Below are 22,682 nucleotides of genomic sequence, written 5' to 3'. Positions count from 1 at the left end.
GGAGGTGGTCATGGTCGGCGCATCCGGAAGGCCGGTACCCCCGGCCGCGGTCGGTGAGCACCATATCGGCGTCAGCAGGCCCCCGCTCACGGTGGACGACCTGCCGGAGCCGGAGGAGGTGTTCCGGGTCCGCCGGCTGGGGCCGGCGCAGGTCGTCCAGTTCGTGATCGGGCCGAGCCTGATCGCGCTGGGCATTTCCGTCGGCAGCGGCGAGTGGCTGCTGGGGCCGCAGGCGGTGGGCACGTTCGGGTTCGTCGGGGTCGGCTGGGTCATCACGGTCTCCGCGCTGTTGCAGACCTTCTACAACGTCGAGGTCTCCCGCTACGTGGTGGCCACCGGCGAGGTGCCGATCGTCGGGTTCGGGCGGGTGCCGCCGGGGGCCAAGCTGTGGATCCCGTTCTCCTTGCTGGTGCTGTACTTCGCGTTCATCTTCGGCGGCTGGGCGGCCGGCGCCGGCCAGGGGCTGTTCGCGCTCATCGCGGGCCGCCCGCACCGCTCCGGCGAACTGGAGTACGTCCGCCTGCTCGGCATCGGGCTGCTGCTGGTGGTCTTCCTGATCACGGTGCTGGCGCGCAAGATCTCCCGCAGCCTGGAGCTCGCGAACTGGCTGATGGTCGGCGCGATCATCGTCATCCTGCTGGTCGTGACGCTGGCGATCGTGCCGGGATCGGTGTGGTGGGACGGGATCCGCGGCCTCGTCACGCCCGCCGCACCGCCGGAGGGCATCACCGCGACCCAGCTGGGCGGGCTGGCCGGGTTCACCGCGCTGGCGTCCGGGCTGAACTGGTACGTGATGAACCACTACCGCGACAAGGGTTACGGCATGGGCTACCGCGTCGGGTTCATCGCGGGCCTGCGCGGGGAACGCAGCCAGCTCCGGCACGTCGGCGTCACCTTCCCCGACGACGCGGCGAACACGAGCCGCTGGCGGCGGTGGTACCGGCTGCTGCTGGTGGACCAGTGGGCGGTGTTCTTCGTCGGCGCGATGATCGGCATGCTGCTGCCGACGGTGCTGATGTCGCACATCGTGGCGACCAGCGGGCAGCGGCCGACGACGGCGAACGTCCCGACGTTCACCGCGACGCAGCTCGGCGCCGAGTACGGGACGTGGATGTTCTACCTGATGCTCGTCGTCGGCGTGCTGATCCTGTTCTCCACGCAGCTGGGCATCTTCGAAGCGCTGGTGCGCAACTTCACCGACGCCACGCACGCGTCGAGCCCGCGCATCCGCCGCCTGATCGAGGGCGACCCGCGCCGGTTCTACTTCCCGTTCATGCTGCTCGTGCTGGCGGTGATCGCCGGCGCGATGCACCTGGCGCTGCCTACGGACCTGGTCCAGACCTCGGCGAACATGTCGAACCTGGGCGCGCTGATCTTCCCGTTCGCGTTGATGTACCTCAACTCGCGGCTGCCGAAGGCGGCGCGGCCCCGGCCGTGGCACTACGTGATCCTGGTGCTGAACTTCCTGTTCTTCGGGTTCTTCTTCGTCAACTTCGTGTACGAGCTGTTCACCGGAGGCGCCCTGGTCAAGTTCTAGCGCGACGCCAGGCGGACCACCGTGATGTCGGGCGGGGCGCCGACCCGCACCGGTGGTCCCCACGCCCCCGCGCCGCGGGTGACGTAGAGCTGCGTGCCGCCGTGGCGGGTCAGCCCGGCCAGGGTGTGCTGGATGCCGGACACCACCAGGTGCCCCGGCCAGAACTGCCCGCCGTGCGTGTGGCCGGACAGCTGGAGGTCCACCCCGTGCGCCACCGCCTCACCGATCAGGATCGGCTGGTGCGCCAGCAACAGCGTGGTCCGCGCGGGATCCCGGCCGCCGAGCGCCTTCGCGAAGTCCGGGCCCTCGCCCTCGTCTGCGCTCACGTCGTTGACGCCGGCCAGGTCGAACCCGGGCAGCTCGACGCGCTCGTTGGCCAGCAGCCGCATGCCGAGGTTCCGCACGTGGTCCACCCACTGCCCGGCGCCGGAGATGTACTCGTGGTTGCCGGTCACGAAGAAGGTGCCGTGCCGCGAGCGCAGCCCGGCCAGCGGCGCCACCGCGGGCGCGAGGTCCTCCACGTCGCCGTCGACCAGGTCGCCCACGACGGCCACCAGGTCCGGCGCGGTCGCGTTGATCGTGTCCACCACGTGCTGCGCGAACCCACGGCCCAGCAGCGGGCCGACGTGGATGTCGCTGACCACCGCGATGCGGAACCCGTCCGCGCCGGGCGGCAGTTTCGCCAGCGGCACGGTCACGTCCAGCACGCGGGGCCCGCTGAACAGGCTGTGCACGCCGTAGCCGACGGTGCCCGCCACCGCGGCGACGGTCGCGCCGCCAACGACGCGAGACACGAACACCCGCCGCGTCACCGCCGTCTCCTCCGGCACCGGCCCGGTGTCGCGGCGGGCGAGCCGGCGGCGCAGCAGCGGGCGCACCACCTCGCCGGCCAGCAGGGCCAGCAGCAGGTAGACGCACACCGCCATCCAGACGAACCCGGGCCACGACACCACCTGGACCAGCCAGTACGGCGCGTCGGCGAACTCGCTCAGCGGCGCGGCCACCATGAGCACCGGCCCGGCCACGAGCGTCCCGGTCGCGACCCGCCGCCACCCCGAGCCACGCGGCAGCGCGTCGCGGACCAGGCGGCGCCAGGCCCACCAGTGGAACGCGGCCACCGCCGCCAGCCCGACGACGAGCACCACGGCGATGATCACGACCACGCGGCTCGCATCCCAGATCGGTCACGGAGTGTGTTCCGGATCACATTACCGCTACACTATCTGGCTACGCTTCCCGAGCCACCCCCACGGGGAGGAGTCGACAAATGAACGACTTCTTCGGTTCACGGCACACCAGGCGGGACGTGCTGCGCGCGGCGGCAGCCCTCACGCTGGGGTCGGCGGCGCTCGGCGCCTGCGCCTCGGAGGAGGACACCGGCGGTGTGGGCACCGCGCCGGGGCAGGCGCCGCAGGAGGTCTTCACCGAACCCACGGCGAGGCTCTCCGGCGATCTGCGGATCCTGCTGTGGAGCCACTTCGTGCCCAGCCACGACGAGTGGTTCGACCGGTTCGCGCGCGACTGGGGCTCCCGCGTCGGCGTCAACGTCACGGTCGACCACATCGACCAGGCCCAGATCCCGACCCGCATCGCGGCCGAGATCCAGGCCCGTCAGGGGCACGACCTGATCCAGTACATCGCGACGCTGTCCCAGTTCGAGCCGAGCGTGCTGGACATGAGGGACCTGGTCGCCGAGGCGAACCGGCGCTGGGGCCAGCAGCTGCCGCTGTGCGAGAAGTCCAGCCGCAACCCGGCGACCGGGAAGTTCTACGCCTACTCCCCCGGCTGGGTGCCCGACCCCGGCAACTACCGCCGCTCGCTGTGGGAGCCGGTCGGGATGCCGAACGGTCCGTCCACCTGGGACGAGCTGCTCACCGGGGCCGCGGAGATCAAGCGCAGCAAGGGCGTCCCGCTCGGCCTGGGCATGTCGCAGGAGATCGACTCGAACATGGTGCTGCGGGCCCTGATGTGGTCCTACGGCGCCTCGGTGCAGGACGAGAACGAGCGCGTGGTGATCAACTCGCCGGAGACGATCGCGGCCATCGAGTACATGACGCGGCTCTACCAGCAGGCGATGACGCCCGAGGTGTTCTCCTGGAACGCGGCCAGCAACAACCAGGGCCTGGTCGCGGGCAAGCTGTCCTACATCGTCAACTCGATCTCGGCGTGGCGCACCGCGGCGACCTCCAACCCGGACGTCGCCGACGACACCTTCTTCGTCCCGGCGCTGCGCGGGCCGCAGGCGGCGCTGGCCGCGCAGCACGTGCTCTACAACTGGATCGTCCCGCAGCACGCCACCGGCGCCGACGCGGCGAAGGAGTTCCTGCTGCACTACACCGCCAACTTCAAGGCGGCCACCTACGCGTCCAAGCTGTACGACTTCTGCGCGTGGTCCGGCCTCACGCCGGAGCTGCCCGGCTGGCTCGCCGCCGACCCGTTCGGCTCGAAACCGCCGGACAAGCTGAAGCTGCTGGCCGACGCGATCCCGTGGAGCGCCAACATCGGGCACCCCGGCCCCGCCAGCACCGCGATCGGCGAGGTGTTCAGCACGTTCGTCGTGCCCAACATGTTCGCCAGGGCGGCACGCGGCGAGATGACGCCGCAGCAGTCGGTGGCCGAGGCCGAGAACCAGGTCAACGCCATCTTCGCGAAGTGGCGCGCGGCCGGGCTCGTCGGCGGCTGAGTGCCATGGCGGTCGTCGAGGTCCGGGAACTGGTCAAGGAGTTCGACGGCGGGCGGGTGCACGCCATCGACGGGGTGAGCCTGGCCGCCGCGGCCGGCGAGTACCTGGTGCTGCTCGGCCCCTCCGGCTGCGGCAAGACGACGCTGCTGCGCACCATCGCCGGCCTGGAGCAGCCGACCAGCGGGGACGTGCTGATCGGCGGGCACGTGGTGACCGGGCTGCCGCCGCGGGCGCGGCAGATCGCGATGGTGTTCCAGAGCTACGCGCTCTACCCGCACAAGACGGTGCTCGCCAACATCGTCTTCCCGCTGCGCGCGGCCGGCATGGACCGCGAGGAGCGGGAACGCAAGGCGCGCTGGGCGGCCGGCCTGCTGGGCATCGAGCAGCTGCTGGACCGCAAGCCGCGGCAGCTGTCCGGCGGCGAGCGCCAGCGGGTCGCGCTGGCCCGCGCGATGGTGCGCGACCCGCAGGTGTTCCTGCTCGACGAGCCGCTGTCCAACCTGGACGCCAAGCTGCGGGCCAGCGCCCGGGACGAGCTGAAGCGCTTCCAGCAGGACCTGGGCACCACCACGATCTACGTGACCCACGACCAGGCCGAGGCGATGGGCCTCGGCGACCGGATCGCGGTGCTCAACGCGGGCCGGGTGTGCCAGGCGGGCCCGCCGGTGGAGGTCTACGACGACCCGGCCGACACGTTCGTCGCGACGTTCATCGGGTCGCCGCCGATGAACCTCATCCCGCACGACGGCAGGCTCGTCGGGTTCCGCCCGGAGCACCTGCTGCCCGCGGAGGTGGTCAGCGGCGAGCGGGTCACGGTGCCGCTGGAGGTGGACCGGATGGAGTACCTCTCCGGCGACCGGCACGTGTACGGCACGGTGTCCCGGATCGGCGAGCGGACCCGCGTCGTCGCCCGGCTGCCGGCCACTGTGGACACCCCCATCACGCCCGGGGAGACGCACTCCTTCGCCGTGCCCGCGCGGCGGTTGCGGTTCTTCGACTCCGCGACGGGGCAGCGGGCGGCCCCGGTGCGGCTGGACGGCTGACATGGCGACCACCGCGGACACCGCCACCCGGCCCGGGGTGACCACCGCGCGCCGCCGGATGGCCGACCGGGACGGCGTGCTGGCGTGGGCGTTCCTGGTGCCCAGCATCCTCTACATCGTCGCGCTGATCGGCGTGCCGTTCGTGCTCGCCATCGCGTTCGCGTTCTCCGACGTGAGCGCGGGCGACCCGTCGTTCGACTGGGTCGGGCTGCGCAACTTCGAGGCCGTGCTGGACGACCCGGTGTTCTGGCGGTCGCTGCGCAACACGTTCCTGTTCACGGCCGTGTCGATGGTGCTGATCGTGCTGCTGGGCAAGGTGCTGGCCAACATCCTGGTCGCCGACTTCCGCGGCAAGTGGGTGGTGCGGTTCCTCGTCCTGCTGCCGTGGACCACGCCGGTCGCGCTGTCGTCGATCTCGTGGCTGTGGCTGCTGGACTCGATCTACTCGCCGATCGACTGGGTGCTGCGGCAGTTCGGCGCGCTCGGCCCGGCGGAGAACGCGTACTGGCTCGGCCGGCCGGGCCTGGCGATGGGGTCGCTGATCGCGGTACACGTGTGGCGGCTGGTGCCGCTGGCCGCGGTGATCATGATGGCCGGGCTGATGTCGATCCCGAAGGACATCGACGAGGCGGCCCGCGTCGACGGGGCCGGGTACTGGCGCCGGATGTTCGAGATCACCGTGCCGCTGGTGCTGCCGGTGGCCGCGATCGCCGCGTTGTTCGGCGCGATCTTCACGTTCACCGACATGGCCGTGGTCCGGGTGCTCACCCGCGGTGGGCCGAACGACGCCACGCAGGTGCTCGCGAGCTGGGCGTTCTACCGCGGCATCGACGGCGGTGACGTGGCCCAGGGCGCGGTCATCGCGTTGTTCCTGTTCCCGCTGCTGCTCGCCGCCGCCGTGCTCATCCTGCGCGCGGTGCGCCGGATCGAGGTGCGATGACCACCATCGAGGAGGCTTCCCGGCAGCGGCGCCGCTACGCGCGGCGGCACACCTCGGCGCGGATCGGGCTGTACGTCGCGGCGATCCTGGCGGCCCTGATCTGCGCGGCGCCGTTCCTGTGGAGCCTGATCACCGCGTTCAAGCAGAACCGGGACCTGTACAACCCGGTGAACAACCCGTTCCTGTTCAACCGGCCGCCGACGCCCGACCACGTCACCTACCTGTTCACCGACACCGCGTTCGGCACGTTCGTGGTCAACACCCTGCTGGTCGGGGTGCTGGTCGTGCTGATCACGCTCGCGTTCGGGCTGCCCGCCGCGTACGCGCTGGCGCGGCTGGACCGCCCGTGGTCCGGGCCGATGGCGATCGGGATCTTCCTCGTCTACCTGGTGCCGCCGAGCCTGTTGTTCCTGGCGCTGTCGCGGATGGTGGTGGCGGTCGGGCTGCAGGACTCGACGTGGTCGCTGGTGCTGGTCTACCCGACCATCACGATCCCGGTGTCGACCTGGTTGCTCATGGGGTTCCTCAAGACGATCCCGAAGGACATCGAGGAACAGGCGATGGTCGACGGGTACAGCCGGGTGGGCGCGTTCCTGCGCGCGGTGGTGCCGCTGGCGTTCCCCGGCATCGTCGCGGTGATCGTGTTCGCGTTCACCCTGACCGCGAGCGAGTTCATCTACGCGCTGGCGTTCGTCGCGCCGACGGGCCAGATGCCGGTGAGCACCGGGGTGCCGACGCAGCTCATCCGGGGCGACGTGTTCTTCTGGCAGTCGCTGCAGGCCGCGACGGTGCTCGTGGCGGTGCCGATCGCGTTCGTCTTCAACTGGTTCCTGGACCGCTTCGTCGCCGGGTTCACCATGGGCGCGGTCAAGGAGTGATCAGCTCATCGTGCCGAGGATCTGCTCGTTCCACCAGTAGTAGAGGTGCTCCAGCTGCTCCGGGGTGACGGCGTCCGGCGAGGACAGGTTGCCGACGATCAGCGTGCGCGTGTCGACCCACCACAGCTGGCCGGCGCCCTGCGTGGTGAAGCAGGTGAGGAACTCACCGTCGAGCGGGCCGGCGGTGTCGCGGTAGTAGAGGCCGTAGATGTTCGAGCGGCTCAACGGGTCGCAGCCGCCGTGCCCGTCGTCGCGGCGCAGCTGGAACGTGGTGACGAGCTGCTGGAAGAAGGCGTCCTGCGCGGCGCGGTCGGCGAAGGAGTGGAAGTAGGCCTCCGCGGGCGGGCCCCAGCGCGGGTTCCAGGTGTTGGACTCGGTGCACATCACCGTGGCGAGCGCGCCCTCCTGGCGGTATTCGGCGCCGGTGCGGCAGCTGGCGTTGCCGCGGTAGGCGGTGGGGATCGCGGCGAGCAGGGCGGTCTCCGGGTCGGCGGCGGTGCTGGTCGCGGTCGTGGGTTCGCTGCTCGATGTCGTGGGCTCGGTGGTGGGTTGGCTGGTTGTGGGCTGGGTCGTGGTGGTGCCCGCGCCTGCCTGGCCGCCACCGCCGCGGTTGAGCAGCACGACGGTGACCACGGCCGCGATCACCAGGACCGCCGCGACCGCGGTGATCCACACCGCGCGGTGCGGGGGTCCGGTGTGGACGGATGCGCCCGCTCGTGGTGACGGGTGCGCGCCGGGAGTGCTCCACGCGGCCTGCGTCGTACCGGCGGGCGGGGTGCCCAGCGGCGGCCGGCCGCCGGGCGGTGTCCCCAGCGGCGGCCGGCCGGCGGGCGGTTTCCTGGCAGGCAGTGCACCGACGGGCGCTGTCCCGGCAGGCGGTGTCCCGGCAGGCGGTGTCCCGGCGGGCAGCGCTCCGGCGGGCAGCGCCCCGGCGGGCAGCGCCCCGGCAGGTGGCGTCGGGTGCGCGGCCCAGCCCGGCGCGGCGAGCGCCTGCCGGGCGGCGGCGATCAGCTGCCCGGCCGTGGCGAACCGCTCCGCCGGGTCCTTCGCCATGCCACGCAACAGCACGTCGTCCAGCGCGGGCGGCAGGTTCGCGAGCGCGGACGCACGCGGCGGCGGGTCCTGCAGGTGGGCGCGCACCTGGGCGAGCGGCTCGGCCGCGGGGAACGGCCGCCGCCCGGTGAGGCACTCGAACAGCACGCACGCCAGGGCGTACACGTCGACCCGGCCGTCGACGGGCGCGTCCCCGAACCGCTCCGGCGCCATGTAGTCGAGCGTGCCGATCACGGCGCCGGACTGCGTGATCGCGGTGGCGTCCGGTCCCGCGCTCCGGGCGATCCCGAAGTCCACCAGGTACACGAAATCGGCCGGCGTCACCAGGATGTTGGACGGCTTGACGTCGCGGTGCACGAGCCCGTCGGCGTGCGCCGCGTCGAGCGCGCCGGCCACCTGGGCGAGCAGCGCCAGCGCGCGGGCGGGAGGCATCGGGCCCGCCGCCAGCATTTCCTTGAGGTCGGTGCCCTCCACCAGCCGCATGTCGAGGTAGAGGCGGCCGTCGATCTCGCCGAACGCGTGGATCGGGATGACGTGCGGCTCCCGCAGCCGCGCCACGATCTGCGACTCGCGGCGGAACCGCGCGCGGTACGCCTCGTCGGCGACGAACGGTTCGCTGAGCCGTTTCAGCGCGACGACGCGGTCGTGGGCCGTGTCGTAGGCGCGGTGCACCTCGCCCATCCCGCCCCGGCCGAGCAGTTCCTCGATGCGGTACGGGCCGAACGTCTCGGCGGACATGGCGCTCCCGGGCAAGATCGGCGGACCAGCCGATCGTAGCCACGGCGGGGCGCGGGCGGGCGCGTTGCCGGGAAGCACCCGCCCGCGCCGGGAGTCAGAACTTTTCGACCGCCACGGCGTTGTAGGTGGTCTCCGGCGTCGGCGGGGTGGTGAAGCGGGCGTTGACGAGGTAGAAGCGCTTGCCCCACTCGGCGACGGTGGCCGGGACGTCGAAGCGCGGGTCGCTCCGCTGTTCGACGACGCGGGCGCTGGTGCCGTCGGCGGACAGCTCCAGCTTGGCCAGCAGGTTCAGGCGGTTCTGCACCGCGTACAGGGTGCGGCCCTCGCGCAGCAGGCCGTCGTTGTTCGGCAGGGCGGCCACGTCGACCTGAGTGGTGACACCGGTGGCCGGGTCGATGCGGAACAACAGGCCCGTGTTGGACTGCCCGGCGATCAGGGCCTTGCGGTCGGGTGTGGTGACGATGCCGTTGAGGTTGGTCTCGCCCGCCACGACCGCGAGGTCCCCGGTGAGCGGGACGTGGACCGCTTCGGCGGGGAGTTCGCCGTTCCGGCCCAGCGGCAGCTTGTAGAGCACCGGGCGGCGGGAGTCGGTGAACCACACGGCGTCCTTGGTGATCACCAGGTCGTTGACGAACGTGTCGGTGGTCTGGAACCGGTAGCTCGCGAGGCCCGCGCCGGTGCGGGCGTCGATCACGCGGGCGTCGCCGCCCGTGCCGCCCGCGACGAACAGCCGGGCGTGCCGCGAGTCGACCTTGATGCCCAGCGAGGGCGTGCCCGGCCCCGGCGACAGGAGGCTCCCCCGGCCGGTGCGGAGGTCGACCTGCTGGATGCGGCCGTCCACGCGGGAGCCGAAGTAGGCGGTCGGCCAGGCGCCGATCGCGATGCCCTCCGGCTGGAACCCGGCGGGCAGGGCCAGTTCGGCGGGGAACGCCCCGGGCCGGGCCGTCGCCGGCGCCACCGACAGGGCGCCGATCACCAGCAGGGACAGGACCAGTGTGCAGACGCGTCTCATCCGCGGACCTCCTCCGTGGTGCTGTGCCGTCTCCGGCCCAGTTTGTCCGGTACCCCGGGGTCCGACAATCTTAAGTGTTGACTTATATAAGCCACGACTGACAGACTGGGCGTGTGCACGCGTTCGATGTGCTGGGCGACCCGGTTCGCCGGCGGATCCTGGAGCTCCTGGCCGACGGGGAACAGGCGTCGGGGGCGATCGCCGCGGTCATCCGGGAGGAGTTCGGCATCTCCCAGCCGGGCGTCTCCCAGCACCTGCGCGTGCTGCGGGAAAGCGGTTTCACGACTGTGCGCGTGGCCGGGACGCGCCGGCTGTACGCGGTGAACTCCGAGCCGCTGCGGGAGGCCGGGGAGTGGCTGGAGCGGTTCCGCCACATCTGGGACCAGCCCCTCGACGCGCTCGCCACCGAACTGGCCCGCGGCAAGCGGGAACGACGACTCAGGCAGGAGAAGGACCATGCTCGACATCGCGAACCACCTGAAGGCGATCCACCGTGAGGTCCGCCGCGGCACGACGACCGGGGGCGAGACGGTCACCGTCCTGGTGCGGCGCCGCTACGACGCCACCGTCGAGGACGTGTGGGACGCCGTGACCGACCCGGCGCGGGTGCGCCGCTGGTTCATGCCGCTGACCGGCGACCTGCGTGAGGGCGGCTCGTTCCAGCTGGAGGGCAACGCCGGCGGCGAAATCCTGACCTGCGACGCGCCCCGGCTGCTGAGAGTGACCTTCGGCGGGCCGACCAGCGTGGTGGAGGTGCGCCTGACCGGCGACGGCGAGAGCACCGAGCTCGAGCTGGAGCACACGGTGCCGATCGAGATCGCCCAGAGCGGCGCGGGAGCGCTGTTCGTGGGCCCCGGCTGGGACGGCGCGCTGATGGCACTGGCGCTGTACTTCGCCGGGGAGGCGCCCGAGGACCCCGTGGCGGCCGCGAGTTCCCGCGAGGCGCAGGAGTTCTGCGCCGGTTCGGTGACCGAGTGGAGCACGGTGGTGGAGGACTCCGGGACGGCCACCGGGGAGGAGATCGCGGGCGCCGCGCAGATCTCGATGGCCCAGTTCGCACCCGACCTCACCGGCGAAGCCCAGTAGCGGCACCAGAAGACACCCGGGCGCAGCACCCGACGTGCCCGGCGGAACGTGGCATTCTGGACGGATGCGGCGCTGGCTCCTCCTGGTCCTGCTCGTGCTGGTCTTCGGGTTCCTCGGCGTCGCTCTCCCCTCCCTGCGCGCCGGGCACTTCGCGGTCAGCTGGGTCGCGCTGACCGCGATCCCCGTCGTGGTGGTCGTCTACTTCACGGTCTTCGGCGGCAGCCGCCAGCCGCCGGAGGGTGAGGACCGGTGAGCCCGGCACCGACACCGGTGCCGGGCCCTACGACTCACCACCGCGTTCCGGCCGGCTCCCTGATCGTCACGTTGATCCGGTTGAACAGGTTGGTCAGCGCGATCGTCAGGATCAGCCCGGACAGCTCCCGCTCGTCGAAGTGGTCGGCGGCGTCGTCCCAGACGGGGTCCGGCACGCCGTCGCCGGTGCGGTCCGCCAGGCGCGTCGCGGTTTCGGCCAGCGCCAGGGCGGCCCGCTCGGCGTCGCTGTAGAACGGGGCCTCCCGCCAGGCCGCGACGTTGTGGATGCGCTCCTCGCTCTCCCCCGCCTTCCGCGCCTCTTCGACGTGCCCGTGCACGCACGCCGCGCAGCCGTTGATCTGGCTGACCCGCAGCCCGGCGAACTCCCGCACCCCCGCGGGCAGCCCGCTCGCCTCGATGGCCTTCATCAGCCCGCCGATGCCCTTCATCGCCTCCGGCAGCACGTACGCCGGGTTCTTCATCCGTGTGGTCATGATTCCCTGACGGATCGGCGCCGGTCAGTGTGACCGCCCCAGCAGCTCGTCCAGCCGCCGCACGGCGAAATCCACCAGCGGCCGCGCCGCGAGGAGACGGCACCGCGCCCGGCCCACCTCCGCCTCCCGCACCCCGTGCACGCGCTCGAACTCGCGCCCCACCACCGGGAACAGCGTGCCGTTGTCGTTGGCCACGTCCAGCGTTTCGCACCAGATCCGCTCGCCGTCGACCAGCCGCGGGAACCGGCGCACCTTCAGCCGCCGGTGCCGCGCCAGGGTCTCCGCGTGGTGCAGGAAGCTGTTGCGGTCGTGCCCCACCCCGATCAGCAGGATCGACACGTCCAGGTCGTACAGCTTCGAAAACGGCGAGCCCGCACCGAGGGCGAAACCCAGCGGCTGCGCGGCGACGACCTCCCGTGCGTGCGCGCCGATCGCCGCCACCGAGGCCTGCGGATGCCGGCTGCGCACCGCGCCGGGCCACTGCCGCACCGCCTCCGCGACCGCCCCCATCTCCGACGGCGTCCCGGCGTCGAACAACGGCACCGCGTCACGCCGGGCGCGGATCGCGGTGTCCGGCGCCCCGCGGTGGTCCGGGTCGGGGTCGGCGATCCGCGGCGTGAACGCCGGAGCGGCCACCGTTCCCGCCTGTCCGGCCGCCGCCACCAGGCTCGCGACCACGGCGCGGGCGCCGCCGGGGACCGGCCCCAGGCTGGACAGCGACGCGTGCACGATCACCGCCGTCCCCTCGGCCAGCCCGAGCTCGCGCCAGCCCGCCACCAGATCGAGCCCCATGCCGCCACCCCTTCTCGCCGCGTCAAACCTTCCCCGGGGATCATTCACCCGAAGTCGTGGAAACCCGCCGGAATCCGGCGACCGGACCGGTTCAGCACCGCTAGGGTGCGGCCGTGGCACCGCTTCGCTCCACTTCCTCCGGTCTTCAGCGCCAGGCATGCTGGACCACCCTCGCCGCGCTCGCCCTCGTCGCCGGGTGGGCCGTTCTGGAAGCCGCGCCGGCCGAAACCGCCGCCGCGCCCGCGCCCCGCCCGGTTCCGCCGCCGATGCCGCTGTCCAGCGCCGCCGCGCCAGCCCCGCGCACCGAACTCTGCCCGGACACCGCGCGCGCCTGCGTCGACGAGGAGCGGCGCGTGAGCTGGCTCCAGCACGACGGCGAGATCACGCACGGCCCCGTCCCGATCATGCCCGGCGCCGCCGACGCACCGGACTCCGTCGCCACCCCGCGCGGCGTCTTCCGCGTCGAGTGGAAGGACGCCGAGCACACCAGCGCCGAGTTCGGCGACCCGATGAACCACTCGGTGTTCTTCGCCCCCGGCGGGATCGCCCTGCACGAGGGCAGCCTCGACGCACCCTCGCACGGGTGCGTCCACCTGTCGGCCAGGGACGCCGCCCTCTTCTACGACGCCCTGCCGGTGGGCGCCGAGATCGCCGTGTTCTGAAACGACCGGATCGATTTCCCGGTGCCGCCGTGTCACCATGAAGGCGATGCAGTCCCCCGGCAGCCCTCAGCCCGGCCCCGGCGCTCCCTTCGCCGTCACGGTTCAGGAGCGGGAGGCCGCCCTCGTCGTGCAGACCTCCGGCGAGCTCGACGCCTCCACCGTGCCGCGGCTCCGTGCGATCATGCGCGGCGTGCTGACCGGCGCGCCCGCGGTGCTGGTCGTCGACCTGTCCGGCGTGACGTTCCTCGGCTCGGCCGGGATGCACCTGCTGCTGGAGATCCAGGACCTCGCCGGGAACGCCGACGTGCGCTTCGTCGCGCAGGGGCGCGGCACCGTCAAACCGTTGCGCCTCACCAGGCTCGCCGACGTGCTCGACCTCTACCCCACCCTCGCGCAGGCGCTGCGTCCGGCGTGAGGCGTCACAGCCAGTCGCGCCGCTTGAACATCGCGTACAGCGCGCCGGACAGCGCCAGGATCACCGCGGTGGAGAGCCAGAACCCCCACGGCCGCTCGAATCCCGGGTAGGGCACGTTCTGCCCGTAGAAGCCGGTGATCGCCGTCGGCACCGCGATGATCGCCGCCCAGCTGGTCACCTTCTTCATGATCAGGTTGAGCCGGTTGCCCTGCAGGCTCAGCTGTGTCTCGCGGATCGTGGTGACGAGGTCCCGCAACGACTCCGTCCACTCCGACGCGCGCAGCACGTGGTCGTAGACGTCCTGGAAGTAGGGCATCAGCGTCTCGTCGACGAGGTGGTGGTCGCGGCGCATCAGCGAGTTCACCACCTCGCGCATCGGCAGCACGACCCGGCGCAGCGACACCAGGCTCTTGCGCAGCCGCAGCGACCGGCGCTGCATGTCGGTGTGGTCGACGTGCTCGGCGAACACCCCGTCCTCGAGCGACTCGATCTGGTCGTCCATCGCCTGCACCGCGTCGAAGTGGGTGTCCACGATGTAGTCGAGCAGGCCGTGCACGAGGAAACCGGTCCCGCCCTTGGCGAGGTCGGCGGAGGCGTCCCAGCGCTGCACGACCGCCTCGATGTCGAAGTGCTCGTCCTTGCGGACCGTCACCAGCGCGCGGTCGGTGAGGAACGCCGCCAGCTCGCTGTCGGTCAGCACGCCGGTCGCGGTGTCCAGCCGCACGGCGTAGGCGGTGAGGAACGCGTGAGTCTCGTACCGGTCGAGCTTGGGCCGCTGGTGCTCGTGCACGGCGTCCTCGACGGCGAGGCGGTGCAGGCCGAGCTCCTCGCTGATCGTGGCGAGGTCGGCTTCGGTGGGCTTGACGAAGTCGAGCCACACCACCGCCGCCGGGTCCTGGAGGTGGTCGGACAGTTCGGCCGCCGGGAAGTTCTCGGCTTCGAGAACTCCGTGGCGGTATACGCGGGTGCGAGCCATGCCCCAACGCTAGGCTGTGCGGCGGACGTCCGCGCAGCAACCGATCTGGGGGCTTTCCCGGTGGAACCACTTCGCATCGGCATTCTGGGCGCGGCCCGCATCGCCGGGACCGCCATCGCCGCGCCTGCCCGCGAGACCGGGCACCGGCTGGTCGCCGTCGCCGCGCGGGACCGCGGCCGCGCCGAGGCGTTCGCCGCCGAGCACGGGGTGGAACGGGTCGCCGCCGGCTACGCCGAGCTGCTCGCCGACGACGAGATCGACGTGGTGTACAACCCGCTGCCGAACGGGCTGCACGGGCCGTGGAACCTCGCGGCGGTGCGCGCCGGGAAGCACGTGCTGAGCGAGAAACCGTTCGCCGCCAACGCCGAGGAGGCCCGCGAGGTGGCCGCCGCGGCGGAGGCGGCCGGGGTGCGGGTCATGGAGGCCTTCCACTACCTCTACCACCCGGTCCTGCTGCGGCTGCACGAACTCCTGGCCTCCGGCGAACTGGGCGAACTCCGCGCCGCCGAGGCCGAACTGCTCATCCCCGCGCCCGCCGACAGCGATCCCCGGTGGTCGTTCGAGCTGGCGGGCGGGGCGCTGATGGACGTGGGCTGCTACGGCTTGCACGCGCTGCGCGGTCTCGCGCCGTGGGCGGGCGGCGAACCGGTGCTGGAGTCGGCGACCGGGACGGCGCGGCGGCCCGGGGTGGACCAGGCGGTGGACGCACGGCTGGCGTTCCCCGGCGGCGCGACCGGCATCGTGCGGTGCGACATGGCCGCCGCGGAGGTCCGCTTCCGCCTGCGGCTGACCGGCACGCGTGGCGAGGCGACCGCGGTGAACTTCGTGCGCCCGGACACCGACGACCGGGTCCTGGTCGGCGACCGGGTCGAGCACCTGGGCCGCCGCCCGTCGTACTCCTACCAGCTGGAGGCCTTCGCGGCGCACGTCCGCGACGGCGCGCCGCTGCGCAACGACCTCGCCGACGCCGTCGCCACGATGACGTTGATCGACGAGTGCTACCGCGCCGCCGGCTTCCCGGTGCGTCCCCGCTCACGTGTGGAACCGGTGCCGGGCGCCTGACCGGTAACGTCGGGTCGTGAGTTCTGTTCTGGACAACCCGGCCTTCGCGTCGCTGACCGGTCCGCACGCCCGGTTCGCCGAATCGCACGGAACCGCCGTGCGGTACGACCCGGAGGTCTCGCCGTGGGCGGGCATGCCGGACGACGCGGACGAAACGGCCTGGAAGGACCTGGCGGAGCTGGCCGGGCCGGGCGGGGTGCTGGCGCTGCCGGGGCCGCCGCTGCCGCCGCCCGCGGACTGGGCCGTGGAGTTCGGCGTGCCGGGCGTGCAGATGGTCGCCGAATCGGCTGAGACCGCGCCGGATCCGGAGGCGGTGCGGCTGACCGCGGCCGACGTGCCCGAGATGCTCGCGCTGGCCGAGCGGACCCGGCCGGGGCCGTTCCTGCCGCGCACCGTCGAACTGGGCACCTACCTCGGGTTCCGCCACGAGGGGCGGCTGGTCGCGATGGCCGGGGAGCGCATGCACCCGCCCGGGTTCACCGAGATCAGCGCGGTCTGCACGGACGCGGAGTTCCGCGGGCAGGGGCTGGGCACGCGGCTGGTGCTCGCGGTGGCGCACGGGATCCGCGAGCGCGGTGAGACGCCGTTCCTGCACGCCGCGGCGGACAACACCAGCGCCATCCGCCTCTACACCGCACTGGGCTTCCGGCTGCGCCGCGAGATCGACTTCGTCGGGGTGCGGGTGCCGGCCTGACCTCAGGGTGCCGGCCACGGCATCCGGGACCACGGCAGCGCCAGACCGGCCCGGGTCGCGGGCTCGACGGGCGCCAGTGACGTCACCGGGACCGCTTCGGCGTGGCGCGCGAACACCGTGTCCACGTACCGGTGCCCGGTGTCCGCGGCGATGAACAGCACCGTGCGGTCGGACCGGTCCCGTTCCCAGCGCGCGGCGAGGTAGGCGGCTCCGGTGGAGAGCCCGGCGAAGATCGCGTGCCTGCGCAACAGGTCGACGCTCCCGGACAGCGCCGCGCCGAACCCGACCCAGTGGATCGTGTCGTACAGCTCGTGCGCGACGTTGCCGAACGGGATGGAGCTGCCGATCCCGGCGATGATGATGTCCGGATCGGCGACGTGCTCGCTGCCGAACGTGACGCTCCCGAACGGCTGCACGCCGACCAGCCCCACGCCGGGCGCGGTGGTCCGCAGCCAGGTCGCGAGCGCCCCGGTGGAGGCGCCCGATCCGACGCCGCCCACCACGATCAGCCGGGACGGGTCCAGCTCGCGGGCGATCTGCCGGGCCACCGCCCGGTACCCGAGGTAGTGGACGCGGTCGTGGTACTGCCGCATCCAGTGCCAGTCCGGGTGCGCGCGCAGGATCTCCCCGATCCGCCGCACCCGCCGGTTCTGGTCCAGCTTGAGGTCGGCCTCCGGCGGCATCTGCTCGAGCGTCGCGCCCAGCACCGCCAGCTGCGTGCGCAGCGTGTGGTCCACTGTGGTCGATCCGACGATGTGGCAGCGCAGGCCGAACCGGTGGCACGCCAGCGCGAGCGCGTAGGCGTAGATCCCGCTGGAGCTGTCCACCAGGGTGTCGCCGGGGGCGATCACGCCGGTGCGCAGCAGGTGCCGCACGGCCTCCAGCGCGGAGACCACCTTCATCGTCTCAAACCGCAGGCAGACCAGCCGCTCGCCGGTCCGGACCAGGTCCGGCCGCGCGATCGCCTCCGCGATGTGGTCGTGCATCCGTCCCTTCCGTGGTGAACAGGCGGCTCGCGGGCAGTCCGGCGGCCCGCAGCGCGCGGACGCACCGGCGCAGGCGATCCGGGTCGCCGCGGGGGTCGAACAGCAGGCCGGCCACGTTGCCGCTGTGCGCGACCTGCACCCCGGCCGCGCCGGTGACGGCCGCGATCCGTTCCAGTTCGGGCAGTTCGTCCTTGACGAGCACGCGCTGGTTCAGCCGCGCGCTTGCGGTGCTCACGCGGCCGAGCAGCGCGACGTCACCGGTCACGATCGCCAGCCGCAGCATCCGCCGCAGCCGCTCGAAGGCGGCCACGTCGGCGACGGCGCCCAGCGCAAGCGTGTCGACCGGCGCCCCGCCGCCGGTCACGCACCCGACCACGACGACCGGCGGGAGCCGCGGGCCGAGCCGTTCCAGCACCCGGCCTTCCCGCTGCGCGAACAGCACCGCGCCGCCGCCGAGCATGATGGGGTCGCAGGCGCGCTCGGCCCGCACCGCGATCCGCGCGACGGCCTCCGGCGTGAGCACGACCCCGAAAGCGGCGGAGACGGCGCGGACGGTCGCCAGGATGTCGCTGGTGGACGATCCGAGCCCGAGCCCGACCGGCAGGCCGCCGTCCAGCCGGAGCGAGCCGCCCGCCGGGCGGCCGCACGCAGCGGCGGCCAGTTCGGCGGCGCGCCGCGCCTTGGCCCGGTCCGGCGGGGTCACCGTCAGCGGGCCCGGCCCCGGCACGAACTCGGCGCGTGTCACCGCGCCGGGCACCGGCAGCGTGACCAGCCCGCGGCAACGGCGGCCGCGGTCGCGGAAGACGCCCTGCAGGATCTCGCCGTGGTGCCCGGGCGCGTGCCCCACAGCGGTCACGCCGCCGCCCGGTACCGGTACAGCGCCGTGGGCGACGCGCTGAACTGCGAGAACGGGAACGGCTCCGCGGACAGCGCGCTGACCCCGTGACCGAGGAACGCGCGGGCCACCGCGCTGCCGGTCTGCGCGTAGACGACCAGCGGCACGGACCGCTCCCGGCACCGGCCGACGATCTCGTCGAACGTCCCGTTGCCCAGGGTCATGCCGGTCGCCACGACCGCGTCCGCCACGCCGAGCACCTCCCCCATTTCCGGCGTCACCGGATCGCCCCACTGGGTGCGGCGCAGGTTGAGGTCGCACGGCAGGCAGGTCCCGCCGCGCTCGCGGATCGCCGCGACGAGCGGGTTCACCACGCCGATGAGGGCGACCCGCGCGCCGGGGGCGATGTCCAGCAGCCCGGCGATCGCCGCGTCCCTGGCGTGTGCCCGGACCTCGGGGGTGCCGGCGGGCAGGACGACCGGCTCCGCCGCGGTCTGCGCCTCGTGCGGCGCGGCCGCCGACAGGTAGGCGTCCAGCGCGGCGATCCGCAGCGGCACGGACTCCTGGCGCAGCAACTCCGCCAGCGGCGCCCCGGAGTACTCGGCGCACACCTCCGGTGTCAGCTGCCCGGTCTCGAAGGCGCACGCGCCGAACGCGGCGCCCAGCCGCACCAGGACGTAGGAGTTGCGGTAGGTCACGTCCCCGCCGGCCAGCCGGGTGCCGTGGTGCAGCCAGAAGACGCTGGTGGCGGTCAGCTCCGCCGGGTCCGGGCCGTGCTTCCCGGCGAGGACTCCGGCGGTCAGCGCGGCGACGGTGGTCACGCCGCCTCCAGCCGGAACAGGTAGGTGAGCACGCCGTCCCCCCAGTCGTGGCGGTGCGCGACCTCGGTGGCGAACCCGTGCCCGGCGGCGTCCCGCACGATCGTGCGCAGGTCCGCGGTGTTGGACACGATGAGGAACACCTCGCCGCCGGGCGCGAGCAGGTGCCGTCCGGCCAGCTGCGCGAAGAACCGCTCCAGCAGCGGGGCGCCCACGCACACGTTGCGCACGACGTCCGGGTCGTCGCTCACCGTCTGGCTCACCGCGGGCGGGTTGAAGGTGATCACGTCCAGCCGCACGCCGTCCGGGAACCCGTCGAAGAGGTCGGCGACCACCGGCACGAACCGGGTGCCCGGCCGGGTGCCCACGATGCGTTCGTAGTGCCGCCGCGTGGTTTCGACGCTGTCCGGGTGCACGTCGATCGCGTGGATCTCGCGTGCCCCGCGCACGCCGGCGGCGACGGCTTCGACGCCGAGCCCGCTGCCCATCGCGGCGTAGACGCGGCCGCGGACCTCGATGGTGCCGTCCAGCACCCGTTCGTGGATCATCCGGCTGGTCGCGCCGGGCAGGAACACGCCCGGCGGCGCGGTGAACTCCCACCCGCGCCAGGTGTAGGGGCGGGTGGTGCGCAGGTCGCCCTTCGGCTGGTTGAGCGCGATGATCCGTTCGGCCGGCAGGGGTGGCGGGAGCCGGTCGATCAGTGCGGTGTCCACAGTGTCCATTTCGCTGTCCGTTCCGGTCTTTCGTCAGCGTCCGAGCGATCGCAGGTAGCCGGCCAGTTTTTCGGCGGCGTCGAGGTTGCGCGGGCCGCTCACGGCCTCGCCGTAGTCCAGCACGTGGAAGCGGTTCTCCCGCACGGCGGGGCTGTCCGCGAGCGGCGGGAAGGACTTCAGGAAGGCGATCTTGTCGGCGACCGGCCGGTCGCCGTAGTCGACGACGGCGATCACCTCGGGCTGGGCCCGCACGACCGGTTCCCAGCCGATCGTGGTCCAGCGGGCGTCCAGGTTCCCGGCGATGTTGCGGCCGCCCGCCAGCGACACGATGGTGTCCGGCGCGGCCTGGTTGCCGGAGGTGAACGGCTGATCGGTGCCGGAGTCGTAGATGAACACCCGCGCGGGCTCCCCCGCCGGCGCGTTCGCCCGCAGCGCCGCGGCGCGGGCCTGCAGGTCCGCGACGAGCGCTTCGGCCCGGTCGGTGACGTGGAAGATCTGCCCGATCTGGCGCAGGTCGGTGTAGAGCGCGTCCAGCGGCGGCACCTTGACCGGCCGGTCGCCGTAGTTGAAGCAGCTCTCGGTGTGCTGGTAGCTGCGGATGCCGACACCGTCCAGTTTGGCCGGTGTGATGCCGCGGGCCTCGCTGAAGCCGGAGTTCCAGCCCGCCAGGACCCAGTCGGCCTGCGCGCCGACCACGGTTTCGAAGCTGAGCACGTCGGTGCTCAGCGTCTCCACCGAGCGGTAGTCGGCGACGTACGGCGAGCGCGCCACGGCGGGTTCGGCGGTGCGCGGCATGACGATGCCGCGCATCCGGCCGGCCAGCCCGAGCGCGAACATCTTCTCGGTGCTGCTCATGTCGTAGGCGACCGCGCGCTGCGGCAACGGGTAGGTGATCGCGTGCCCGCAGTTCTCGACGGTCACCGGCGCCGGGCCGGTGTCACCGCCGGGCCGCACCTCGGCGCCGCACGCGGTGAGACCCAGCGCGACCGTCACGAGCACGGCTGTCCAACGCCCTCTCACGGGCTTCCTCCTCGATCGGTGAACGTCCAGAGCAGTTGCGGGGCCCCGGTGACCGGGTGGGTCACCAGGACCGGGGTCACGCCGAAGACCCGGCGCACGAGGTCCGGGGTGAGCACCTCGCCGGGCGGGCCCGCGGCCGCGAGCCGCCCGTCGTGCAGCACCGCCACGCGGTCGCAGGTGGCCGCGGCGAGGTTGAGGTCGTGCAGGGCGACCAGCACGGTCAGCCCGCAGGAACGCAGGAACGACAGCAGTTCGACCTGGTGCCGCACGTCGAGGTGGTTGGTCGGCTCGTCGAGTACCAGGATGCGCGGTTCCTGCGCGAGGGCGCGGGCGATGAGCACGCGCTGGCGTTCGCCGCCGGACAGCGACAGGATGCCGCGCCCGGCCAGGTGCGCGACGCCGGTCCGCTCCAGGCAGCGGTGGACGAGGTCGCGTTCGCGCTCGCTCAGCGCCCGGTTGCCGGGGTGGTGCGGGAACCGGCCCATCGCGACCACGTCGGCGACGGTGAAGTCCAGGTCGGTGCCCGCCTCCTGGGTGACCGCGGCGACCAGCCGCGCGCTGTCCCGGTTGGACAGTCCACTCAGGTCTGTGCCACCCACGAGGACGGCGCCGGCGCTGGGCGTCAGCGCCCGGTAGACGCACCGCAGCGCGGTGGACTTGCCGCTGCCGTTCGGGCCGACCAGCCCGACCACCTCGCCGTCGCCCGCCTTGACGCTGAGCGCGTCGACCAGTCTGCGTCCGGCGGCCTCGACGGTGACCGCATCGAGGGCGAGGTCCATCAGCGGCCCCCGAACAGGTAGCCGCGGCCACGCAGCAGGGCGACGAACACCGGCACCCCGATGAGCGCGGTGATCACCCCGAGCGGCAGCTCGCGCGGCGCGAACAGGGTGCGGGAGGCGAGGTCGACCCAGATCAGGAAGATCGCCCCGGCCAGTGGCGCGAGCACGAGCACCCGCCGGTGCCCCGGTCCGGCCACCATCCGCACCAGGTGCGGCAGGACCAGACCGACGAAGCCGACCGCGCCGCTGACCGCGACCAGCGCGCCGGTCACGACCGCGGTGAGCAGGAACAGCTCCCGCCGCAGGGCGTCGGCGTCGAGACCGAGGCTCGCGGCGGACTCGTCGCCCAGCGCCAGCACGTCCAGCGCCCGGCTGCGCCGCAGCAGCACCACCACGGCCAGCGCGACCGCGGCCACCGCGACCGGCAGCGCGCCCCAGGTGGCGCCACCGAGGCTGCCGAGCAGCCAGAACAGCACCGAGCGGGCGGCCTCGCCGAACGGCGCGAAGAACACGATCACGCTCATCACCGCCTGGAACCCGTAGGCGAGCGCGACACCGGTGAGCACGAGCCGCAGCGGGGTGAGCCCGGCGCGGCCACGGGCGGCGACGTACACCAGCACCGACGCGGCGAGCGCGCCGAGGAACGCCGCCGCCGACAACGCGTACACGCCGAGCGCGCCGAACAACCCGAAGGACACCACCGCGCTGGCGCCGACCGACGCGCCGGAGGAGACGCCCAGCACGAACGGGTCGGCGAGCGCGTTGCGGACCATCGCCTGCACCGCCACCCCGATCACGGACAGCCCGGCGCCGACGACGGCGGCCAGCAGCACGCGCGGCGTGCGGACCTGCCACACGATCGAGTAGCCGGTCACCTCGTCCGCGCCGATTTCGCCGCCGGTCAACGCCGCCGCGAGGTACCGCAGGGTGTCCGGGAGCGGCACCACGGTCGGTCCGAACGCGACTCCGGCCACGACGGACACCACGAGCACGACGACCAGCACGGGCACCGCGAGCGCACCCGTCACGGCACGGGCCGGCGGCGAACCGGTCACGGCGACCGTCACGAGTACCCCCCCCTTGTCGTTACCACCGGCGGAGGACGGAGGCCCGAGCAGCTGACTCTCCGTGAACCGGACCCGATATTACAAACGATAATCATTTTCGTCTAGAGTTCGATGCCGGACATCCAGCGCGACCGAGGAGGAACTCCC

Annotated in this window: 25 protein-coding genes; 12 read left to right on the top strand and 13 right to left on the bottom strand. The window is 72.8% G+C overall.

What is annotated here, in order from left to right; translation table 11 throughout:
- Nucleotides 1-91: 91 nt before the first annotated feature.
- Nucleotides 92-1,537, top strand: coding sequence for an Nramp family divalent metal transporter (locus ABZ215_RS10640; protein ID WP_354949316.1), 1,446 nt, complete (start codon nucleotides 92-94; stop codon nucleotides 1,535-1,537).
- Here the strand turns inward: ABZ215_RS10640 and ABZ215_RS10635 are convergent.
- Nucleotides 1,534-2,700, bottom strand: coding sequence for a metallophosphoesterase (locus ABZ215_RS10635; RefSeq protein WP_354949314.1), 1,167 nt, complete (start codon nucleotides 2,698-2,700; stop codon nucleotides 1,534-1,536). The genes ABZ215_RS10640 and ABZ215_RS10635 overlap by 4 nt on opposite strands.
- Nucleotides 2,701-2,804: 104 nt before the next feature.
- Between ABZ215_RS10635 and ABZ215_RS10630 the strand changes: the two genes are divergently transcribed.
- The 4 genes from ABZ215_RS10630 to ABZ215_RS10615 are packed head-to-tail and all read left to right on the top strand — an operon-like array spanning nucleotide 2,805 to nucleotide 7,081.
- Nucleotides 2,805-4,220: an extracellular solute-binding protein gene (locus tag ABZ215_RS10630; protein WP_354714412.1), complete on the top strand. Its 1,416-nt coding sequence runs from the start codon at nucleotides 2,805-2,807 to the stop codon at nucleotides 4,218-4,220.
- 5 nt (nucleotides 4,221-4,225) lie between these two features.
- The gene (locus tag ABZ215_RS10625) at nucleotides 4,226-5,263 is read left to right on the top strand and encodes an ABC transporter ATP-binding protein (RefSeq protein WP_354714410.1); all 1,038 of its coding nucleotides are present in this window, start codon (nucleotides 4,226-4,228) and stop codon (nucleotides 5,261-5,263) included.
- 1 nt (nucleotide 5,264) lies between these two features.
- Complete coding sequence (locus ABZ215_RS10620) at nucleotides 5,265-6,203, top strand: sugar ABC transporter permease (RefSeq protein WP_020418584.1); 939 nt, start codon at nucleotides 5,265-5,267, stop codon at nucleotides 6,201-6,203.
- A complete protein-coding gene (locus tag ABZ215_RS10615; protein ID WP_354949312.1) occupies nucleotides 6,200-7,081 on the top strand; it encodes a carbohydrate ABC transporter permease in 882 nt (293 codons plus the stop codon). Before ABZ215_RS10620 ends, ABZ215_RS10615 begins: the two co-directional genes overlap by 4 nt.
- On the opposite strand, the gene ABZ215_RS10610 is transcribed toward ABZ215_RS10615, so the two are convergent.
- Together ABZ215_RS10610 and ABZ215_RS10605 are read right to left on the bottom strand one after the other, a co-directional pair.
- Nucleotides 7,082-8,872 (bottom strand): protein kinase, encoded by a 1,791-nt coding sequence (locus tag ABZ215_RS10610; RefSeq protein ID WP_354949310.1) that lies wholly within the window; start codon nucleotides 8,870-8,872, stop codon nucleotides 7,082-7,084. It abuts the gene before it with no gap.
- Between the two features lie 94 nt (nucleotides 8,873-8,966).
- Nucleotides 8,967-9,884 carry a superoxide dismutase gene (locus ABZ215_RS10605; protein WP_354949308.1) on the bottom strand — a complete coding sequence of 306 codons (918 nt, stop codon included), beginning with the start codon at nucleotides 9,882-9,884 and terminating at the stop codon, nucleotides 8,967-8,969.
- A gap of 113 nt (nucleotides 9,885-9,997) precedes the next feature.
- On the opposite strand from ABZ215_RS10605, the gene ABZ215_RS10600 reads away from it, so the two are divergent.
- The 3 genes from ABZ215_RS10600 (at nucleotide 9,998) to ABZ215_RS10590 (ending at nucleotide 11,223) form a co-directional block, all read left to right on the top strand.
- The gene (locus ABZ215_RS10600; RefSeq protein WP_354714306.1) at nucleotides 9,998-10,381 is read left to right on the top strand and encodes a metalloregulator ArsR/SmtB family transcription factor; all 384 of its coding nucleotides are present in this window, start codon (nucleotides 9,998-10,000) and stop codon (nucleotides 10,379-10,381) included.
- Nucleotides 10,341-10,970 (top strand): SRPBCC family protein, encoded by a 630-nt coding sequence (locus tag ABZ215_RS10595; RefSeq protein ID WP_354949306.1) that lies wholly within the window; start codon nucleotides 10,341-10,343, stop codon nucleotides 10,968-10,970. Before ABZ215_RS10600 ends, ABZ215_RS10595 begins: the two co-directional genes overlap by 41 nt.
- Nucleotides 10,971-11,034: 64 nt before the next feature.
- Nucleotides 11,035-11,223, top strand: a complete 189-nt coding sequence (locus ABZ215_RS10590; protein ID WP_354949304.1) for a hypothetical protein — start codon at nucleotides 11,035-11,037, stop codon at nucleotides 11,221-11,223.
- A 34-nt stretch (nucleotides 11,224-11,257) separates the two neighbouring features.
- On the opposite strand, the gene ABZ215_RS10585 is transcribed toward ABZ215_RS10590, so the two are convergent.
- On the bottom strand, nucleotides 11,258-11,716 hold the full coding sequence (locus ABZ215_RS10585) for a carboxymuconolactone decarboxylase family protein (protein WP_354949302.1): 459 nt from the start codon (nucleotides 11,714-11,716) through the stop codon (nucleotides 11,258-11,260).
- A gap of 24 nt (nucleotides 11,717-11,740) precedes the next feature.
- Entirely contained in the window at nucleotides 11,741-12,508 is a 768-nt protein-coding gene (locus ABZ215_RS10580; RefSeq protein WP_354949300.1) for an AAC(3) family N-acetyltransferase, read from the bottom strand.
- 113 nt (nucleotides 12,509-12,621) lie between these two features.
- Here ABZ215_RS10580 and ABZ215_RS10575 point away from each other — a divergent pair, with 113 nt between their 5' ends.
- The gene (locus tag ABZ215_RS10575) at nucleotides 12,622-13,170 is read left to right on the top strand and encodes a L,D-transpeptidase (protein ID WP_157358877.1); all 549 of its coding nucleotides are present in this window, start codon (nucleotides 12,622-12,624) and stop codon (nucleotides 13,168-13,170) included.
- Nucleotides 13,171-13,216: 46 nt separating this feature from the next.
- Nucleotides 13,217-13,585 carry an STAS domain-containing protein gene (locus tag ABZ215_RS10570; RefSeq protein ID WP_237335699.1) on the top strand — a complete coding sequence of 123 codons (369 nt, stop codon included), beginning with the start codon at nucleotides 13,217-13,219 and terminating at the stop codon, nucleotides 13,583-13,585.
- A gap of 4 nt (nucleotides 13,586-13,589) precedes the next feature.
- Here the strand turns inward: ABZ215_RS10570 and corA are convergent, their stop codons facing one another.
- Nucleotides 13,590-14,561: a magnesium/cobalt transporter CorA gene (gene corA / locus ABZ215_RS10565; protein WP_237335698.1), complete on the bottom strand. Its 972-nt coding sequence runs from the start codon at nucleotides 14,559-14,561 to the stop codon at nucleotides 13,590-13,592.
- A 60-nt stretch (nucleotides 14,562-14,621) separates the two neighbouring features.
- Here corA and ABZ215_RS10560 point away from each other — a divergent pair, with 60 nt between their 5' ends.
- Together ABZ215_RS10560 and ABZ215_RS10555 are read left to right on the top strand one after the other, a co-directional pair.
- Nucleotides 14,622-15,623, top strand: coding sequence for a Gfo/Idh/MocA family oxidoreductase (locus ABZ215_RS10560; protein ID WP_354949298.1), 1,002 nt, complete (start codon nucleotides 14,622-14,624; stop codon nucleotides 15,621-15,623).
- A 16-nt stretch (nucleotides 15,624-15,639) separates the two neighbouring features.
- A complete protein-coding gene (locus ABZ215_RS10555) occupies nucleotides 15,640-16,317 on the top strand; it encodes a GNAT family N-acetyltransferase (protein ID WP_354949296.1) in 678 nt (225 codons plus the stop codon).
- Between the two features lie 2 nt (nucleotides 16,318-16,319).
- Here ABZ215_RS10555 and ABZ215_RS10550 read toward each other — a convergent pair whose 3' ends face one another.
- The 7 genes from ABZ215_RS10550 to ABZ215_RS10520 are packed head-to-tail and all read right to left on the bottom strand — an operon-like array spanning nucleotide 16,320 to nucleotide 22,535.
- The gene (locus ABZ215_RS10550) at nucleotides 16,320-17,303 is read right to left on the bottom strand and encodes a pyridoxal-phosphate dependent enzyme (RefSeq protein WP_354949294.1); all 984 of its coding nucleotides are present in this window, start codon (nucleotides 17,301-17,303) and stop codon (nucleotides 16,320-16,322) included.
- A complete protein-coding gene (locus ABZ215_RS10545; RefSeq protein ID WP_354949292.1) occupies nucleotides 17,224-18,159 on the bottom strand; it encodes a GHMP kinase in 936 nt (311 codons plus the stop codon). The genes ABZ215_RS10550 and ABZ215_RS10545 overlap by 80 nt, the downstream gene beginning before the upstream one ends.
- Nucleotides 18,156-18,959 (bottom strand): DUF364 domain-containing protein, encoded by an 804-nt coding sequence (locus ABZ215_RS10540; protein WP_354949290.1) that lies wholly within the window; start codon nucleotides 18,957-18,959, stop codon nucleotides 18,156-18,158. The genes ABZ215_RS10545 and ABZ215_RS10540 overlap by 4 nt, the downstream gene beginning before the upstream one ends.
- On the bottom strand, nucleotides 18,956-19,678 hold the full coding sequence (locus ABZ215_RS10535; RefSeq protein ID WP_237335692.1) for a methyltransferase: 723 nt from the start codon (nucleotides 19,676-19,678) through the stop codon (nucleotides 18,956-18,958). Before ABZ215_RS10535 ends, ABZ215_RS10540 begins: the two co-directional genes overlap by 4 nt.
- A gap of 24 nt (nucleotides 19,679-19,702) precedes the next feature.
- The gene (locus ABZ215_RS10530; RefSeq protein WP_354949386.1) at nucleotides 19,703-20,668 is read right to left on the bottom strand and encodes an ABC transporter substrate-binding protein; all 966 of its coding nucleotides are present in this window, start codon (nucleotides 20,666-20,668) and stop codon (nucleotides 19,703-19,705) included.
- 17 nt (nucleotides 20,669-20,685) lie between these two features.
- A complete protein-coding gene (locus ABZ215_RS10525) occupies nucleotides 20,686-21,468 on the bottom strand; it encodes an ABC transporter ATP-binding protein (protein WP_237335691.1) in 783 nt (260 codons plus the stop codon).
- Nucleotides 21,468-22,535, bottom strand: a complete 1,068-nt coding sequence (locus tag ABZ215_RS10520; RefSeq protein WP_020420666.1) for an iron ABC transporter permease — start codon at nucleotides 22,533-22,535, stop codon at nucleotides 21,468-21,470. The genes ABZ215_RS10525 and ABZ215_RS10520 overlap by 1 nt, the downstream gene beginning before the upstream one ends.
- Nucleotides 22,536-22,682 lie beyond the last annotated feature (147 nt).

The sequence above is a fragment of the Amycolatopsis sp. NPDC006131 genome (genome assembly GCF_040614175.1).
GTDB classification, from domain to species: domain Bacteria; phylum Actinomycetota; class Actinomycetes; order Mycobacteriales; family Pseudonocardiaceae; genus Amycolatopsis_E; species Amycolatopsis_E tucumanensis.
This window is presented reverse-complemented; position numbering and strand designations above follow the sequence as displayed.